Consider the following 14992-nt stretch of genomic DNA (forward strand, 5'->3'; position numbering starts at 1 on the left):
GAAGGTACGTACGCCGGAGCGGTGACGGGAGTGGCGCGGCGCGCGGCCGGTCGCCGCCGGACCGCCTCCGCCCCGGCGCACCGGGCCGACCGGGCGAGGTGGGATGACGTGAAGCACTGGCGGGCACTGGTGGTCCTGGGTGCGGCCCAGTTCCTGATGGTGCTGGACACCTCCGTCATGAACGTGTCGATCAGCCAGTTGGTCGAGGACTTCGACACGGAGGTCACCGCCATCCAGGCCGTCATCACCCTGTACGCACTGGTCATGGCGGCCTTCATGCTCGTCGGCGGCAGGTGCGGTGACGTCCTGGGGCGACGCCGGATGTTTCTCCTGGGGCTGGCCGTCTACGGTCTCGGGTCGGCCGTGACCGCCGTGGCGCCCACGCTGTGGGTGCTCACGCTGGGATGGTCCGTCATCGAAGGGCTCGGTGCGGCCATGGTGCTGCCGGCCATGGCGGCCCTGGTCGCGGAGTCGTACCGCGGACGGGACCGGGCCGTCGCCTACGCGGTCATCGGCGGCCTCGCCGGGGCGGGTATCGCGGTCGGCCCGTTGCTCGGCGGCTGGATGACGACGTACCTCACCTGGCGGTTGGTCTTCGCCGGCGAGGTCCTGGTCGTCGTGGCCGTGCTGCTGTGCCGGCGGGTGATCGCGACGCCCGCCCCGGCTGGACACCGGCCCCGGTTGGACGGGGCCGGCGCGGTACTGTCCGCCACCGGTCTGGCTCTGGGCGTGCTCGGGGTTCTGCAGAGCAGCAGCTGGGGCTGGGTGGAGCCCCGCAACCCACCCTTCACCGTCTTCGGTCTCTCCCCCACATTGTTCGTCGTGGGCGCCGGGGTCGCCGTGCTGGCCGTCTTCCGGTCCTGGGAACGGCGGCGGGAGAGCCGAGGTGCCGACCCTCTGGTACACCTGGCTCTGCTGAGTAGGCCCGTGCTGCGCTCCGGCCTGACGATGCTCCTGAGTCAGAACCTGATCCTGCTCGGCCTGTTCTTCGCCATCCCCCTGTATCTGCAGGTGGTGCAGGGCTTCGACGCCTTCGAGACGGGGCTGCGCCTGCTTCCCGTGTCCGCCGCCATGTTGGCGACCTCCCTGTGCGGATCCTCGCTGGGACGCACGGTGGGACCACGGCGGGTGGTGCGGCTCGCCCTGGTGATCCTGGCGGCGGCCGTCGTGTGGTTGCTGGCCACCATCGACCCGGTCGTCGACGACGCGCAGTTCGCCGGGGCCATGGCCGTGCTGGGAGTCGGCGTCGGTCTCCTCGCCTCGCAGCTCGGCAACATCGTCCAGTCCGGCGTAGGCGAGGAGGAGCGAAGCGAGGCCGGAGGGCTTCAGTTCACGGCCCAGAACCTCGGTTCGGCGCTGGGCACGGCGCTCATCGGCTCGATCCTGGTCGGCGCGTTGGCCAACGCCTTCACCACCCAGGTCGCGGACGACCCGCGGCTGTCCCCGGCCGCCCGCGAACAGGTCGGGGTCCGCCTGCAGGCCGGCATCACCTTCGTCTCCACCGAGCAGGTGCGTTCCGCGGCCGAGCGGGCCGGGTTGCCGCCGCCCGAAGTCGATGCCGTCACCGACTCCTACGCCTCCGCTCAACTGGACGGGCTGAAGGCGGCGATTCTCGCCACGGGAGGCGTCGCGCTCGCCAGTTTCCTGGTCACCACCCATCTGCCGGCCGGCCGGGCAGGCCGCCCGCCCGAGCCCGCCCACGGCGCCGGCCCGGCGGGGACGACCGGATCAGCGAGCTGAGCCCGGAAGGGGATGCTGATGTCCAGAGGCATGATCGGGGCCGGGCGGACCACGGACCGGCGGGAGCGCCGGGCCGACCACCGGGCACGCACGGACTACACCGGCGGCGTCTACGGCTCCATGCTCGCGGCCTCCGTCGTCATCGGCGCGGGCTCCCTGGGGTCCTTCCCCCGAACCGAGTCGGTCCTCCTGCTGTTGCTCACCAGCCTGGTGTTCTGGATCGCCCATGTCCATGCCGAGCTGTTCGGCGCACGCCTCACCCAGCACGCCTTGGACCGTCGAGTGATCCTGCGCGTGTGCCGTGACGAGTGGCCGATCGTCAAGGCCGCGGTACCGCCGGCCGCGGCCATCGCCGTCAGCCCCTTGCTGGAGCTGGACGTCCAGGGCGCCCTGTGGCTGGCGCTGTCCGTCGCCGTCGCCGGACAGGTCGGCTGGTCCGTCGCCGCGGCACACCGCGCGGGTGCCTCACGGCGGCTGATGGTGACCACCGCGTCGGTCAACGTACTGCTCGGCCTGGTGATCGTCGCCGTCAAGGTCGTCCTGACGCACTGAACCCGGCGCTCCCGGTCACCTGTACCGGGTGAGGTCGCCGGAAGGCGACGAGGCGGATGATCGTCCTGGAGAGCACCGTCCCTGACGGCACCCCGGGCGGTGTCCGGAGCCCGTCCGGTGGAAGGACCGCTCGTGCGTTACGAGATCCGAGTCGAGGGACACCTGTCGCAGACGCTGGCCAACGCCTTTCCGGAACTGGACCACGTGGTGATGTCCGGCCAGACCGTCCTGTTCGGCACGGTCATCGACGAGGCCCACCTCTACGGGCTGCTGACGCGTTGCCAGTCCCTCGGCCTGCACGTCTTGGAGATGCGGCAACTTCCGGAGTGACGCCGAAGGACGTCCGCGCCGGCGCGGACGTCCTTCTCGGGCCGGTCTCACAGCTGTCCGGCCGTGATCCGGCCGGATCGGCAGGCCGCCCGCAGGGCTTCGTGGTCGCGTTCGTTCTGGTCGGCGTAGGACTGGGCGAACTCGGTGAGTGCGCGGTCGAAGCGGTCGCTGCCGCCCATGTAGGCGGCCAGCGCGACGGGGTCGCCCGAGCGGGCGTGGGCTCGCGCCAAACAGCCCCCGCAGAGCCGGCCGAAGAGGGAGAGCAGGTCCGGCCCCATGGTCTCCGGTCGCGCGATGCCCTTCCAGTCCCACAGCTGGCGCACGTAGAAGTCCCGGCCCTTTCCGTCAAGGCCGGTGACGTGGGTCCAGCCGAGGAAGATGTCGCTGGTGGTCTGGATCAGACGTTGTCCGGTCACCACCCGGCGGCCCTGGTTGTTGTAGCGTTCCCCGGCCGTGTAGGCAGCCAGCACCGACTCCGAGGCTTCCTTGGCCTGGAGCAGCAGCGGATCGTCGTCGTCCTTGCCGAGCAGGAGCAGCACCCAGCAGCGGGTGCCGACGCTTCCGACACCCACGACCTTCCGGGCCATGTCCACCAGGTGGTAGTGGCGCAGCAGGTGACGGCGCTCGGACGGCAGCGTCCGTGCGTAGCCGTTCACGACGGACCGCAGCTCCTCCTCCCGGCCGGCCTCGGACGGGTCGGCCAGCAGATCGCCGAGCGGGGTGATCAGCGGTGGGTCCGGTGTGATGCGCCGGCCCTCGGCCGTGACGCGGGTGAGCTTGGCGAACGCCTTCGCATGGGTCCGCGTACGGGCTTTCGCAGCGGCATCGCGAAGACGGTGATCCGCCCCTTCTGTCTCCTTCCCCGCCTCCGTCGCCAGCAGTCGCCGCACATGGTCGGCATCGTCCTGGGCGTACCAGACGTCGAGGGTGGACATGCCGGCGAACTCACGCATCCGCTGCCGGTAGGCCCGCACACAGGACCGCACGGTGCGGTTCTGCTCCTTGGTCGAGAATCCGTTCGCCCGGGCCGCGATCACCAGTCCGGTCGCCAGGCGCTTGACGTCCCACTCGAACGGTCCGGACAGGGTCTCGTCGAAGTCGTTGATGTCGAAGACCAAGCGGCGTTCCGGTGAGGCCAGGAGCCGGAAGTTCAGCGGGTGGGCGTCCCCGCACAGCTGTACCTGCAGCCCGCTGTCGGGAAGCGGTGCCATGTCCGCTGCCATCACCGCCGCCGCACCGCGGTAGAAGCGGAACGGCGACTCCAGCATGCGGCCGTAGCGGATCGGTACCAGTGCGGGGACACGCTCACCGGACTGGTGCTCCAGCAGGTGGATCGCGTCGACTCCCCGTTGCCCCGTTCCGTACCAGCCGTGACACGAACGCGAAGCCCGCTTGCGGGCCTTCCGGCCGTACGCGGCCCGCTCGGCCGGTGGCAGGGACGCGGTGAAGGCGCTGGGCATGGTCATGTCCCGGCCTCCGGCTCCGCGGGGCCCCGGAGCCCGCGAGGAGGGGTCGGCCCGGACGGGGCTCGGCCGCTGTCACCTGCGGTCATATCGCTCATCTCACGTCTCTCGGCTCGTCCGGGGCCGGCGGACCGCTCGTGCCCGTATGCCATCTCACGGCCCCGACGGAGTGACGGGATCACCCCTGGCGGGTGACCCGGGTCTTCGGTGCCGGCCTGCCCCTCGCGCGGTCAGGCACCTGGGCCTGCACGTGCCGGCGTCCGAGGCGCCGTGAACCGACGAAGGGTTCCGCAGAGCGAAGGAACTGGTCCTGAGCGGTCACGGTCGGGCGGAACAGGCCGACACGGCCGGCACCGGCGCTTCCGCTCGTTGAGCACCCGCATCTCGGCGAGGCGGAGGAGAAGGGCCGCCGCGGTCACCTCGGTGGCGTGTTCCGTGAGGGAAGAGGACGCTGAGTGTGGGGGACCGTGAGGGAGAGACTCGTGATGACTCGGACCAGCACAGACAAGACGCACGACCCGTTCTTCTCCCGGCCCGGCGTCCGCCGGCTCATACCGTTCGCCGTGATCACCGCGATCGCCCTGGTCTTCATCTTCGAGAACCGCTCGAGTGTCGAGATCCGCCTGCTGATACCGATGGTGACCATGCCCCTGTGGGGTGCCCTTCTGATCGCCTGGGCCCTCGGCATGCTCGCCTGCCTCTTCACCGTGCGTCGACGGTCGAACCGGCACTCGCGACACCCCAGGTGACGAGAAACGGCGTGGACCCCGCGTACCGCCCTGTGCACCCGGTGCCACGAAGTGGCAGTGGACGCCGCCTCGCGGCAGGCCGCGTCAACGACTCCGCTGAGCCGTCACCCCACTCCCCCCGTTCAGGCCGCGCCCTCCGGTGCGATCTCCTCGATCAGGCCCTCCACCAGCACCTTGATCTCGTCGCGGATGGGGCGGACGGCTGCCACCCCCTGGCCGGCCGGGTCCTCCAGCGGCCAGTCGAGGTAGCGCTTGCCCGGGAAGACGGGGCAGGTGTCGCCGCAGCCCATCGTGATGCACACGTCGGACTCGCGGACCGCGTCGACGGTGAGGATCTTCGGGGTCTCCGCGGAGATGTCGATGCCGGCCTCCGCCATCGCCTCGACCGCTGCGGGGTTGACGGAGGCGCCGGGATCCGAGCCGGCGGAGCGGACCTCGACGCGGTCCCCGGCCAGGTGGGCCAGCCAGGCGGCTGCCATCTGGGAGCGGCCGGCGTTGTGGACGCAGACGAACAGGACGGACGGCTTGCCGGAGGACTCTGCCATGGTGATCGTTCTCTCTCGTCGGTCGACGGACCAGCCGCCGATGACTTCAGCCCTCGCTGGTATCAGCGGATAATGATGTGACAGTATCAGTGCATGCTGACTTCAGTCGATCCTGATCTGGTCCGGGTGCTGGGCGATCCGCTCCGCCTCCGGATCGTGACCCTGCTGGCGCGCGAGACCCTCTGCACGACGCACCTGGTCGAGGAGACCGGCGCGAAGCAGACCAACCTCTCCAACCACATGAAGATCCTGCGCGAAGCCGGCGTGGTGGAGACCGAGCCGTGCGGCCGCTTCACCTACTACAAGCTGCGCCCCGAGGTCCTCGCCGGCCTCTCCGAGCAGTTCGCGGCGCTGGCCGAGTCCGCTCGCAGCGCCTCCGGGAACAAGAGGGCCTGCCCGTGACCACCGAGCGCACCACGACGGCCCCCGCCACCGGTCGGACCGGTGGCGACGACTCGATCGTCCAGAAGCTCTCCACCCTCGACCGCTATCTCGCGGTGTGGATCCTGCTCGCCATGGCCTTCGGCCTGGGGCTGGGCCGGCTGATCCCCGGGATGGACGACGCGCTGGCGAGGATCGAGGTCGGCGGCATCTCCCTGCCGATCGCGCTCGGCCTGCTGGTCATGATGTATCCGGTACTGGCCAAGGTCCGCTACGACAAGCTGGACACCGTCACGGGCGACCGCAAGCTGCTGGTGTCCTCGCTGGTCATCAACTGGATCGTCGGACCCGCGGTCATGTTCGCCCTCGCGTGGATCTTCCTCCCCGACCTGCCCGAGTACCGCACCGGCCTGATCATCGTCGGGCTCGCCCGCTGCATCGCCATGGTCATCATCTGGAACGACCTCGCCTGTGGCGACCGTGAGGCCGCAGCCGTGCTCGTCGCGCTCAACTCCGTGTTCCAGGTCGTCGCGTTCGGCGTACTGGGCTGGTTCTACCTCGACCTGCTGCCGCAGTGGCTGGGCCTCGGCAACGGACAGGGCCTCGACGTCCCCGTGTGGCACATCGCGCTGAACGTCGTCGTCTTCCTCGGCATCCCGCTGCTGGCCGGGTTCCTCACCCGCCGCATCGGCGAGAAGAAGATGGGCCGCCGGTCCTACGAGGCGAAGTTCCTGCCCAGGATCGGCCCCTGGGCCCTGTACGGCCTGCTGTTCACGATCGTCATCCTCTTCGCGCTCCAGGGGAGGACCATCACCTCGCAGCCGCTGGACGTCGTGCGCATCGCGCTGCCGCTGCTCGTCTACTTCGCGGTCATGTTCTTCGGCAGCTTCCTCCTCGGCAAGGCCCTGGGGCTGGCCTACGACCGCACCACGACCCTGGCCTTCACCGCCGCGGGCAACAACTTCGAGCTGGCCATCGCCGTTGCCATCGCCACCTTCGGCGTCGCGTCCGGCCAGGCACTCTCCGGGGTGGTCGGCCCCCTCATCGAGGTCCCCGTCCTGATCGGACTCGTGTACGTGGCACTGGCCTGGCGCGAGAAGTTCCCCTCCGCCGACTGACCCGCGGCAGGCGCGCGCCGGAGGTCAGCTCCGCAGGTCGAGCATGGCGGACATGGCCGCCACGACGGACGGGGCGACCTGGTAGTAGACCCAGGTGCCGCGCCGCTCGGAGGTCAGCAGCCCGGCCTCGCGCAGCTTCTTCAGGTGGTGGGAGACGGTCGGCTGCGAGACGCCGACGTCGGAGATGTCGCACACGCACGCCTCGCCGCCCGGGTGGGAGGCGACCTTGGAGAACAGGCGCAGCCGGACCGGGTCGGACAGCGCCTTGAACATCACGGCCATCTTCTCCGCGTCGGCCTGCGACAGCTCCCCGGCGGTGATCGGCGGGCAGCACGGCACCACGGGATCAGGCTCCAGGACCGACAACTCCACACCCTCGTATTTCGACATGCATCTATGTTGACACTCGTCGATGCGAGTGGCAAGCTGCAGATATAGACAGCAATCGAAACAGCGGCCGGGCGCGGTCGCTCACCCCGGAGGACATCACTGCCATGACCATCACCGCAGACCTTCCGGTTGTCGTCATCGGCGCCGGCCCCGCCGGACTGGCGGCCGCCGCCCACCTGGTCGAGCGCGGCATCGAACCGCTCGTCGTGGAGACCGGGCCCACCGCCGCCACCGCTGTGCGCGACTGGGCGCACGTACGGCTGTTCTCCACCTGGGGCGAACTCGTCGACCCGGCGGCCGAGAAGCTCCTCGCACCGACCGGCTGGACCGCGCCCGACGCGGGCACCTACCCGACGGGAGGGGACTGGGCCGGGCAGTACCTCCAGCCCCTCGCCGATCTCCTCGGGGACATGGTCCGCTACGGCGCCACCGTCACCGGTGTCTCCCGCCTCGGCCGCGACCGCGTCGTCGACGCGGAACGGGAGCAGCAGCCCTTCACCGTCCGCCTCACGCTCACCGACGGCACCGAGGAGCGGATCCTGGGCCGCGCCGTGATCGACGCGTCCGGCACCTGGTCCACCCCGGGCCCGATCGGCGCCGACGGGCTGCCCGCCCTGGGCGAGCACGCCGCCTCCGCCCGGATCTCCTACCGTGTCCCCGACCTCAGGGACCCGGCCGTCCGCACCCGGTACGCCGGCAGGCGCACCGCTGTCATCGGCTCCGGGGCCTCCGCGTTCACCGCCCTGGCCGCCCTCGCCGACGTGGCGAAGGACGCGCCCGGTACCCACTCGGTGTGGGTCCTGCGCCGCGGCATCAGCGGCTCCACCTTCGGCGGCGGCGCCGCCGACCAGCTCCCCGCCCGTGGCGCACTGGGCCTGGCGGCCAAGGCCGCCGTCGACCACGGGTACGCCGACGCCGTCACCGGCTTCCGCACCGAAGGGGTCGAGCGCACCGACGGCGACCGCCTGGTCCTCGTCGGTGAGGACGGCCGGCGCCTCGACCCGGTGGACGAGGTCATCGTCCTGACGGGCCTGCGCCCCGACCTCTCCTTCCTCTCCGAGCTCCGCCTCGGCCTGGACGAGCGTCTGCAGGCGCCGGTGGAGCTGGCCCCGCTCATCGACCCGAACCAGCACTCCTGCGGCACCGTCTACCCGCACGGTCACCGCGAGCTGTCCCACCCCGAACAGGGCGTCTACCTGGTCGGCATGAAGTCCTACGGCCGCGCCCCCACCTTCCTCGCCATGACCGGTTACGAACAGGTCCGCTCCGTCACCGCCGCCATCGCGGGCGACACCGAGTCCGCCGACCGCGTCGAACTCACCCTCCCCGAGACCGGAGTGTGCGGCGGCGCCGGTCTCTTCGACGACCCGGCCGCCACCGGGCAGGCCGACGAAGGTGGCTGCTGCGCTCCGGCGCCCGCTCCCGTGCGGCTCGGCGTCGGATCCGCCCTGCCGGCCGCAACCGCCGGGGACCCGGCCGCCGGCGGCTGCTGCGGGTCCTGAACCACCGCGTCCCGGCCGATGCCGGCCGGGTACGTCCACCCATGTCAGGAGGATCGTCATGTCACGCGTACAGCTCGCCCTCCGCGTCCCCGACCTCCCCGCCTCGATCGCCTTCTACAGCAAGCTCTTCGCCACCGAACCGGCCAAACTGCGCGACGGATACGCCAACTTCACCATCACCGATCCACCGCTCAAGCTGGTCCTCGTCCAGGGCGCACCGGACGTGGACACCCGCCTGGATCACCTCGGCGTGGAGGTCGCCACCACCGACGCCGTCCACGACGCCACCGCCCGCCTCGCGGACCAAGGGCTGACGACCGACGTCGAGAACGACACCACCTGCTGTTACGCCCTCCAGGACAAGGTCTGGGTCCACGGCCCCGGCCAGGAACCGTGGGAGGTGTACGTCGTCAAGGCGGACGCCGACTCCATGACCGGGCAGAAGCACAGCGCCTGCTGCCCGTGACCCCTGGCTCGACACCTGCGGCGTCGGTCTTCGTCCCGTCTGCGCTCGACAGCCCGTGCAAGCCCGACCCGGCACGGGCTGTCGAGCGATATCCGGTGGGACCGCCCCGTCCCGCTGCGGCAGGATGCGTGCCATGCCGCTCGTACTCCCGCCGCGTCTCACCGCCTCCGCCCTGCTCCTGCGTGACACCGCGCGGCGACGGGGTCTGCGGACCGTGCAACTGCCGGATCACACGGTGCCCGAGGCGCTGTGCGGCGGGAGCGCGCATCTGCACGCCGGTCCTTCCTTCGCCGACGCCGTGGCCCCGGCGCTGGGCATCGCCCCGCTCGAGGCCCCCGCCGACTGGCTGGCCCGGCTGCCCGCCGCACTGGTCCGGCGCGAGATCCGCGCGGTGCCCATCCGCGAGGCGTACGGTCTGCGCCGCCCCGTGTTCGTCAAGTCGCCGAACGACAAGAGCATTCCGGCCCTGGTCTACACGGACGGGTCCCGGCTGCCCGGGCCGGACGCGGTCGATCCGGAGACGGTGGTGCTGGTGAGCGATGTCGTCGCGTTCGGCGAGGAGTACCGGCTGTATCTGCTCGACGGGCGGATACACACCGGCAGCCGGTACGCCATGGCGGGACGGCTCGCTCCGGCTCCCCTGTCCACCGCGGCACACGCGTTCGGTACGGAGCTGCTCGCCGTCGCCGGGAACACCCTGCCGTCCGCGATCGTCGTCGACGTCGGGCTCACCGACGCGGGGCGGTGGGCGGTCATCGAGGCCAATGCCGCCTGGGCCGCCGGATGCTACGACTCCGACCCGGACCTCGCCCTGGACGTCGTCCTCAGGGCCGCCGGTCCCGCCGCCCACCTGACGGAACGGGACAGCCCGTTCGTCCGGTGACGCGGCGCCGGGGGCCTTGCCCCCCGGCCTACTGCCGCAGTTCCTCGGGGCACGGGGTGCCCGGCTGCAGCTGGTACGGCGCCGCGAGGCGGTAGACACCCGGACGTGGTGCGAGGAGCTCGGTCCACTCGTCGCCGTCGCCGTCCTCCTCCACCCTGATCAGGCAGCCGTGGGCGTTGGTGAAGTCCTTCGGGGCGCTCCCGTCCTCCGCCGAGCGCAGCTTGGACGCCTCCGTCTCCTGGGGCCGCTCCACGGCCTTGCCCTCGTCGTCCACGACGGCGAGCCACCGGGAGTACGGGATCCGGATCAGGACGCGGCCCGCCGACCGCACGTGGATCGTCAGCTCGTCGTCGCCGGCCTTCTCCACCGTCGCGGGCGGGTCGGCGAGCGGTACCGGGTCCAGGACCCGGAACAGCTTCCAGTTGGCGTCGCTCCAGACCGCCTGCAGATAGGGCTGCCCCTCCTCGACGAGCGCGGCCTCCTGCTCACCCCCGGAGTCCGGCTTCCCGGTCGGCAGCACCACGTAGTGCACGGCCCAGCGGTCCAGCCACTCGCGGTAGTTCACGGCGTCGAGGGTGTCGTCGTAGAAGAGCGGGTTGCGCTTCATGTCGGCCTGCCGGTTCCAGCCGCGGGCCAGGTTCACGTACGGCGCGAGCGCCGAGGCCTCACGGTGACTGCTGGCGGGCACCACCTCGACCCGGCCCCGCTCCGCCCCGGCGTTCTGCAGCTGGTTGACCAGCGGGGCCAGTTCACGGTTCCAGGAGGCGGTGGGTGCCGTGCGGACGATGTCGTCGACGCCCTTGAAGCCGATCCAGAAGTTCAGTCCGGCGAAGGCGAGGACCAGGGCGTACCAGCGACGGGTACGCGGGGCCGTGTAGGGCAGCGCGGCCAGCAGGGCGACACCGGCGAACAGCATCGCCATGCGCGACACGTTCGACCCGATCTGCGAGTCGATGACGTACGTGAGGAGCGTCCCCACTCCGTACACGGCGGCGGCCGTGCGCACGGTGTGCCAGTCCCGAGGCACGAGGAAGAACACCAGGACGGCGAAGAGGAACGGCAGTGACAGGGTCCCGAACGACATCGGCTGCGTACCGGAGAAGGGGAACCACCACGAGGACAGGGCCACGACCAGGACGGGCGGCAGGCCGACCGCGTACGCGCCGGGGCGCCGTTTGTTCAGGAAGAGCGCCGCCGCGACCACGCCGAGGAACAGTCCGGCGACCGGGCTGCCCGCCGTCGCGAGGCCGGCCAGCGGCGCGGCGACACCGGCCTTCGCCCACCGCCTGTACCGCCAGCGGTGAGGCCAGCAGAAGACCGCGGCGACGGCACCGAGCGCGAACATCATGCCGAGCCCGAACGTCACCCGGCCGGAGAGGGCGTTGCAGAGGTACGCGAAGACCCCGGCGAGTGCGCACGCGAGGGGGTTACGGACGGCGGGCACCCGCACCAGGATCAGGGCGGTGAGCGCCGAGGACACCGTGCCGGCGACCATCATCGTCGTACGGACGCCGAGCACCGACATCAGGTAGGGCGACACCACGCTGTACGAGACCGGGTGCATGCCCCCGTACCAGGCCAGGTTGTACGCCGTGCCGGGATGGCGGCCGACGAACTCGGCCCACGCGTCCTGGGCGGCGATGTCGCCACCGCTGTTGGCGAAGAAGAAGAACCACAGGAGGTGCACGGCCGCGGCGACCGCGGTCGTGAGGAGGACCGGGTGACGCCGGAGGCGGCCCCGTATCGAACCGTCGGTGCCGCCGTTGTCTCCGGCGGCCTGGGCCGGGATCCGGACGGAGACGCCTTCGGCAGTCGGTTCCGTGTCCGCCCGTGTCGGCTCAGCGGTGGTCACTGCGACTCTCCCCGTCCTTGCCCGGCCTGCCGAACCGTCCATGCGCCGCACGGGCCCCACCCGTGCCCGGAGGGCGCGTCCCGGCACCCATCCGTTGCCTTCGGGACGCTAGCACGGGGCTTTTTCTCCGCGCTGCCCTATCGACGGACGGCCCCTGTCCGCTCCCTGCCCCCGGGTGGCCCGGGGGCAGGGAGCGGGCCGGTCAGGTGATGCGGGTCAGCTTGTCGCCGAAGCCCGGCTCCGTCATCCCGCTCTGCAGGGCGACCGGGGCCGAGACCTTGCCCGTCCCGGTCCCGACCGTCACCTCGCCGACGACGGTGCCCGCCTCCGCCGCGTGGGCGGGCGTCCTGCCGCCATCGGTCAGCTTGAGATCGACGGCGAGCCCGCCCCAGCCGACGGCCTTCAGGTCCTTCGTCGCGACCACGGGGGTCTGCCCGCCGAAGCCGTTGTCGACGTGACCGACGACCTGGCCCTTCTTGACGACGGTGGCGGAGTCGACGCCCTTCTGCGCCGCCTGGATCAGCTTGAGGCTGTTCTGGATGGAACGCTCCAGCTTGGCGTACAGGGTGCCGTCGGTGTCGGCGCCCATCACGGCACCGATGATCCGGCGGGTCTTGCCGTCGATGACGGTGTCAGCCGTCCAGAGCAGGTTGCCGCCGGCGGGGGTCGACGATCCGGTCTTGATGCCGTTGACCCCGGGCTCCAGAAGGATGGTGTTGTTGTTGTAGATCTTGCCGACGCCGGGGATCTCGGCCTGCGGCATGTTCACGATCTCCCGGAAGACGTCGTTCTGCATGACGGCCTTGCCCAGGGTGATCTGGTCGGCGGCCGTGGACATGGTGGACGACTTCAGGCCGCTGGGGTCCGTGTAGGTCGAGTTGGTCATGCCGAGGTCCTCGGCGGCCGCGTTCATCTTCGCGACGAACGCCTTCTCCGTCGTGGCGTCCCAACGGGCCAGCAGTCGCGCCACGTTGTTACCGGAAGGGATCATCAGCATCTGGAGCATCTGGCGCTCCGTGTACGTGTCGCCCTCCTTGATGCCCGCCGTCGACTCGTCCGCGTTCGCGGCCTCCTCGGCGGCCTGCTTGTCGACCGTGATCTGCTCACCGGTCTGCTTGCCGGTGATGGGGTGCCCCTGCAGGATCACGTAGGCGGTCATCACCTTGGCCATGCTCGCGATCGGCGCGGACTTCTCCTGGCCGTACGAGCCGATGGTGCCGACGCCCTCGACCTCCACGGCGCCCTGCCCCTCCTCCGGCCACGGCATGTCCAGCTTCTCGCCGGCGAAGGTGTACGTCGGGTCGGCGGAGAGGGTGAGGGTGGGGGCGGGCAGCGGGCGCACCGACTGCGCGATCGCAAAGATGATCAGGACGAGCAGGGCGAGCGGCGTCCAGATCTTGACCCGCCGGACCGCGGTGCGGACCGGGGTCTCCGGGGGCGGCGGGGTGTTCGTCAGCTCGGCGAGGAGGTCGAGCGGCGGCCTGGGCGGCATGGGCTGCTGCCTGGTGCGCTCGGCCTCGACGAGACCGGCTCCGGGACTCGCGGGCGTACCGGGTCCTGCCGCGACGTCCGGGGTGACCGTGGGGCCGACCACGCCCGCGGGGCGTACGTCGTCCGAGCGCAGCGGCACGAACTTGCTGGTCCGCTCCGCGGGAGCCTCGGGGGTCCCGGTGGCGCCGGAGGGCTTGGCGGCCCAGGAGGCGGGCTTCCGCCCGTCCTCCCGCCCGGTCTCCGTCGCCTTCTCCGTCGCCTTCTCCGTCGCCTTCGGCGGGAGCTTCAGCGCGGTCGTCGGCTGATCGACGCCTTCGGCGCGCGGAGCCTTGAAGACGGCGGTCGGATGATCGATTCCTCGACCGTCGGACGCGGCGTCCGCCTCCTCCTCCGGGGACGTCTCCTCGCGGGTCTTCGGGATCCGGGGAGCATCGCCGGAGGCACCGGCGGCCGGCGCGTCGTCCGTACCGGCGGACTCGTCGGAGCCGGTGGGCTCGTCGGAGCCGGTGGGCTCGTCGGAGCCGGTGGGCTCGTCGGAGCCGGTGGGCTCGGCGGAGCCGGTGGGCTCGGCGGCTTCGGCGGTTTCGTCGGGCGCTTCGGCGCCGGTGGGCTCGGCGGTTTCGTCGGGCGCTTCGGCGCCGGTGGACTTCTCGCTGTCGCGGTCGGCCGGGGTCGCGGCGTCGTCGGCTGCCGCCGGGGCGTCGTCGGTCGCCGCCGCCTCGGCACCTTCCGACGTCTCGCCGTCGGCGCTGTCCGCCTTCCCGTCGCCGGCGGCCTGGCCGTCACCGCTGTCGCCGGACGCGTCGCCGGCGGCCTCGGACGACGTGTCCGAGGCCGGACCCTCGGCCTTATCGCCCTGACCCGCGGTTCCGTCCTCGGTTCCGGTCGCCACCCACGCCGCGACCGCAGCACGCAGCCGGGTGTCGGTCGGGGGCGCCTCGGCATCCGATGCATCCGGTCCGGCGCCGGCGTCCGCCTCGGAGCCGGAGTCGGAGCCGGAAGCGCCCTGCGGCCGCTCGTCGGGCTCGCCCTCCGCGTCCGCCCCGACGTCGCTATCGGCGTCGGAACCCGAACCGGCCTCGGCGTCCTCCGCCTCGACGCCGGCCTCCTCGGCCCCTGCGGCCTCCTCGCGGGCCGTGGAGGCCCCCTGAGGGCCTTCTGCGCCCTCGGAGGCGCCGGAGGCGCCCTCGGGGGCGTCCGCCGTCGCGGAGGACGGCATACGGAAGACCGCGGTCCTGCTGTCCGCTCCGCCGCCCGCCGCGCCGTCCGTCACGCCGTCCGCCGTTTTCGCGCCCGCCGCTGCGGACGGTTCGCGGAACACGGCGAGACGCGGATCGCGTTCCTCAGCCGTCCCCGACGACTTCCGCTGCTCCGATTTGCCGGGGGACTCGCCCGCCACCGATACCTCCTTGTTGCGCCGCGGGGACATGCCCGCACTGCCCGAACCATCTACCAGTGTCCTGTGTGAACCCTTGACCGAGCCGCTAGACGAGAACGACATACCTAACGGTTCCCTTACAAAGCACCCAG

Annotated in this window: 14 protein-coding genes; 9 read left to right on the forward strand and 5 right to left on the reverse strand. The window is 71.5% G+C overall.

Features of this window, described 5'->3' with window-relative positions; translation table 11 throughout:
• Window positions 1-108 precede the first annotated feature (108 nt).
• The 3 genes from ACFYSH_RS16555 to ACFYSH_RS16565 all read left to right on the forward strand — a co-directional run bounded on the left by ACFYSH_RS16555 (window position 109) and on the right by ACFYSH_RS16565 (window position 2622).
• Window positions 109-1740 (forward strand): MFS transporter, encoded by a 1632-nt coding sequence (locus ACFYSH_RS16555; RefSeq protein ID WP_388753176.1) that lies wholly within the window; start codon window positions 109-111, stop codon window positions 1738-1740.
• A gap of 18 nt (window positions 1741-1758) precedes the next feature.
• On the forward strand, window positions 1759-2292 hold the full coding sequence (locus tag ACFYSH_RS16560; RefSeq protein ID WP_359470173.1) for a hypothetical protein: 534 nt from the start codon (window positions 1759-1761) through the stop codon (window positions 2290-2292).
• 132 nt (window positions 2293-2424) lie between these two features.
• Entirely contained in the window at window positions 2425-2622 is a 198-nt protein-coding gene (locus ACFYSH_RS16565) for a hypothetical protein (protein WP_359470176.1), read from the forward strand.
• A 47-nt stretch (window positions 2623-2669) separates the two neighbouring features.
• On the opposite strand, the gene ACFYSH_RS16570 is transcribed toward ACFYSH_RS16565, so the two are convergent.
• Window positions 2670-4088 (reverse strand): DUF2252 domain-containing protein, encoded by a 1419-nt coding sequence (locus ACFYSH_RS16570; protein WP_359470178.1) that lies wholly within the window; start codon window positions 4086-4088, stop codon window positions 2670-2672.
• A gap of 482 nt (window positions 4089-4570) precedes the next feature.
• Here ACFYSH_RS16570 and ACFYSH_RS16575 point away from each other — a divergent pair, with 482 nt between their 5' ends.
• Window positions 4571-4834 (forward strand): hypothetical protein, encoded by a 264-nt coding sequence (locus ACFYSH_RS16575; protein ID WP_359470181.1) that lies wholly within the window; start codon window positions 4571-4573, stop codon window positions 4832-4834.
• Window positions 4835-4956: 122 nt separating this feature from the next.
• Here ACFYSH_RS16575 and ACFYSH_RS16580 read toward each other — a convergent pair whose 3' ends face one another.
• Entirely contained in the window at window positions 4957-5379 is a 423-nt protein-coding gene (locus ACFYSH_RS16580; protein ID WP_359470184.1) for an arsenate reductase ArsC, read from the reverse strand.
• Window positions 5380-5472: 93 nt separating this feature from the next.
• Between ACFYSH_RS16580 and ACFYSH_RS16585 the strand changes: the two genes are divergently transcribed.
• The gene (locus ACFYSH_RS16585; RefSeq protein WP_359470187.1) at window positions 5473-5781 is read left to right on the forward strand and encodes a metalloregulator ArsR/SmtB family transcription factor; all 309 of its coding nucleotides are present in this window, start codon (window positions 5473-5475) and stop codon (window positions 5779-5781) included.
• Window positions 5778-6878: an ACR3 family arsenite efflux transporter gene (gene arsB / locus ACFYSH_RS16590; protein WP_388753181.1), complete on the forward strand. Its 1101-nt coding sequence runs from the start codon at window positions 5778-5780 to the stop codon at window positions 6876-6878. Before ACFYSH_RS16585 ends, arsB begins: the two co-directional genes overlap by 4 nt.
• Before the next feature lie 24 nt (window positions 6879-6902).
• On the opposite strand, the gene ACFYSH_RS16595 is transcribed toward arsB, so the two are convergent.
• The gene (locus ACFYSH_RS16595) at window positions 6903-7268 is read right to left on the reverse strand and encodes a metalloregulator ArsR/SmtB family transcription factor (protein ID WP_359470192.1); all 366 of its coding nucleotides are present in this window, start codon (window positions 7266-7268) and stop codon (window positions 6903-6905) included.
• Window positions 7269-7372: 104 nt separating this feature from the next.
• On the opposite strand from ACFYSH_RS16595, the gene ACFYSH_RS16600 reads away from it, so the two are divergent.
• From ACFYSH_RS16600 to ACFYSH_RS16610, 3 genes are all read left to right on the forward strand, one after another.
• The gene (locus ACFYSH_RS16600; RefSeq protein WP_359470194.1) at window positions 7373-8770 is read left to right on the forward strand and encodes an FAD-dependent oxidoreductase; all 1398 of its coding nucleotides are present in this window, start codon (window positions 7373-7375) and stop codon (window positions 8768-8770) included.
• A gap of 58 nt (window positions 8771-8828) precedes the next feature.
• On the forward strand, window positions 8829-9236 hold the full coding sequence (locus ACFYSH_RS16605) for an ArsI/CadI family heavy metal resistance metalloenzyme (RefSeq protein ID WP_359470197.1): 408 nt from the start codon (window positions 8829-8831) through the stop codon (window positions 9234-9236).
• Window positions 9237-9369: 133 nt separating this feature from the next.
• Entirely contained in the window at window positions 9370-10119 is a 750-nt protein-coding gene (locus ACFYSH_RS16610) for an ATP-grasp domain-containing protein (protein ID WP_359470199.1), read from the forward strand.
• A 28-nt stretch (window positions 10120-10147) separates the two neighbouring features.
• On the opposite strand, the gene ACFYSH_RS16615 is transcribed toward ACFYSH_RS16610, so the two are convergent.
• Both ACFYSH_RS16615 and ACFYSH_RS16620 read right to left on the reverse strand, forming a co-directional pair.
• Complete coding sequence (locus ACFYSH_RS16615) at window positions 10148-11971, reverse strand: MFS transporter (RefSeq protein WP_359470201.1); 1824 nt, start codon at window positions 11969-11971, stop codon at window positions 10148-10150.
• A 202-nt stretch (window positions 11972-12173) separates the two neighbouring features.
• Window positions 12174-14861 carry a D-alanyl-D-alanine carboxypeptidase gene (locus ACFYSH_RS16620; protein WP_388753186.1) on the reverse strand — a complete coding sequence of 896 codons (2688 nt, stop codon included), beginning with the start codon at window positions 14859-14861 and terminating at the stop codon, window positions 12174-12176.
• Between the last annotated feature and the right edge of the window lie 131 nt (window positions 14862-14992).

Origin of the sequence: Streptomyces sp. NPDC005791 (assembly GCF_042871485.1) — a bacterium.
GTDB lineage: Bacteria > Actinomycetota > Actinomycetes > Streptomycetales > Streptomycetaceae > Streptomyces.

What these genes read in the sequence shown, in the direction of transcription:
- ACFYSH_RS16560 (WP_359470173.1), top strand. Translation starts at nt 1,759, where the DNA reads ATGTCCAGAGGCATGATCGGGGCCGGGCGGACCACGGACCGGCGGGAG.
- ACFYSH_RS16570 (WP_359470178.1), bottom strand. Translation starts at nt 4,088, where the DNA reads ATGACCATGCCCAGCGCCTTCACCGCGTCCCTGCCACCGGCCGAGCGG.
- ACFYSH_RS16575 (WP_359470181.1), top strand. Translation starts at nt 4,571, where the DNA reads ATGACTCGGACCAGCACAGACAAGACGCACGACCCGTTCTTCTCCCGG.
- ACFYSH_RS16580 (WP_359470184.1), bottom strand. Translation starts at nt 5,379, where the DNA reads ATGGCAGAGTCCTCCGGCAAGCCGTCCGTCCTGTTCGTCTGCGTCCAC.
- ACFYSH_RS16585 (WP_359470187.1), top strand. Translation starts at nt 5,473, where the DNA reads ATGCTGACTTCAGTCGATCCTGATCTGGTCCGGGTGCTGGGCGATCCG.
- ACFYSH_RS16595 (WP_359470192.1), bottom strand. Translation starts at nt 7,268, where the DNA reads ATGTCGAAATACGAGGGTGTGGAGTTGTCGGTCCTGGAGCCTGATCCC.
- ACFYSH_RS16600 (WP_359470194.1), top strand. Translation starts at nt 7,373, where the DNA reads ATGACCATCACCGCAGACCTTCCGGTTGTCGTCATCGGCGCCGGCCCC.
- ACFYSH_RS16605 (WP_359470197.1), top strand. Translation starts at nt 8,829, where the DNA reads ATGTCACGCGTACAGCTCGCCCTCCGCGTCCCCGACCTCCCCGCCTCG.
- ACFYSH_RS16610 (WP_359470199.1), top strand. Translation starts at nt 9,370, where the DNA reads ATGCCGCTCGTACTCCCGCCGCGTCTCACCGCCTCCGCCCTGCTCCTG.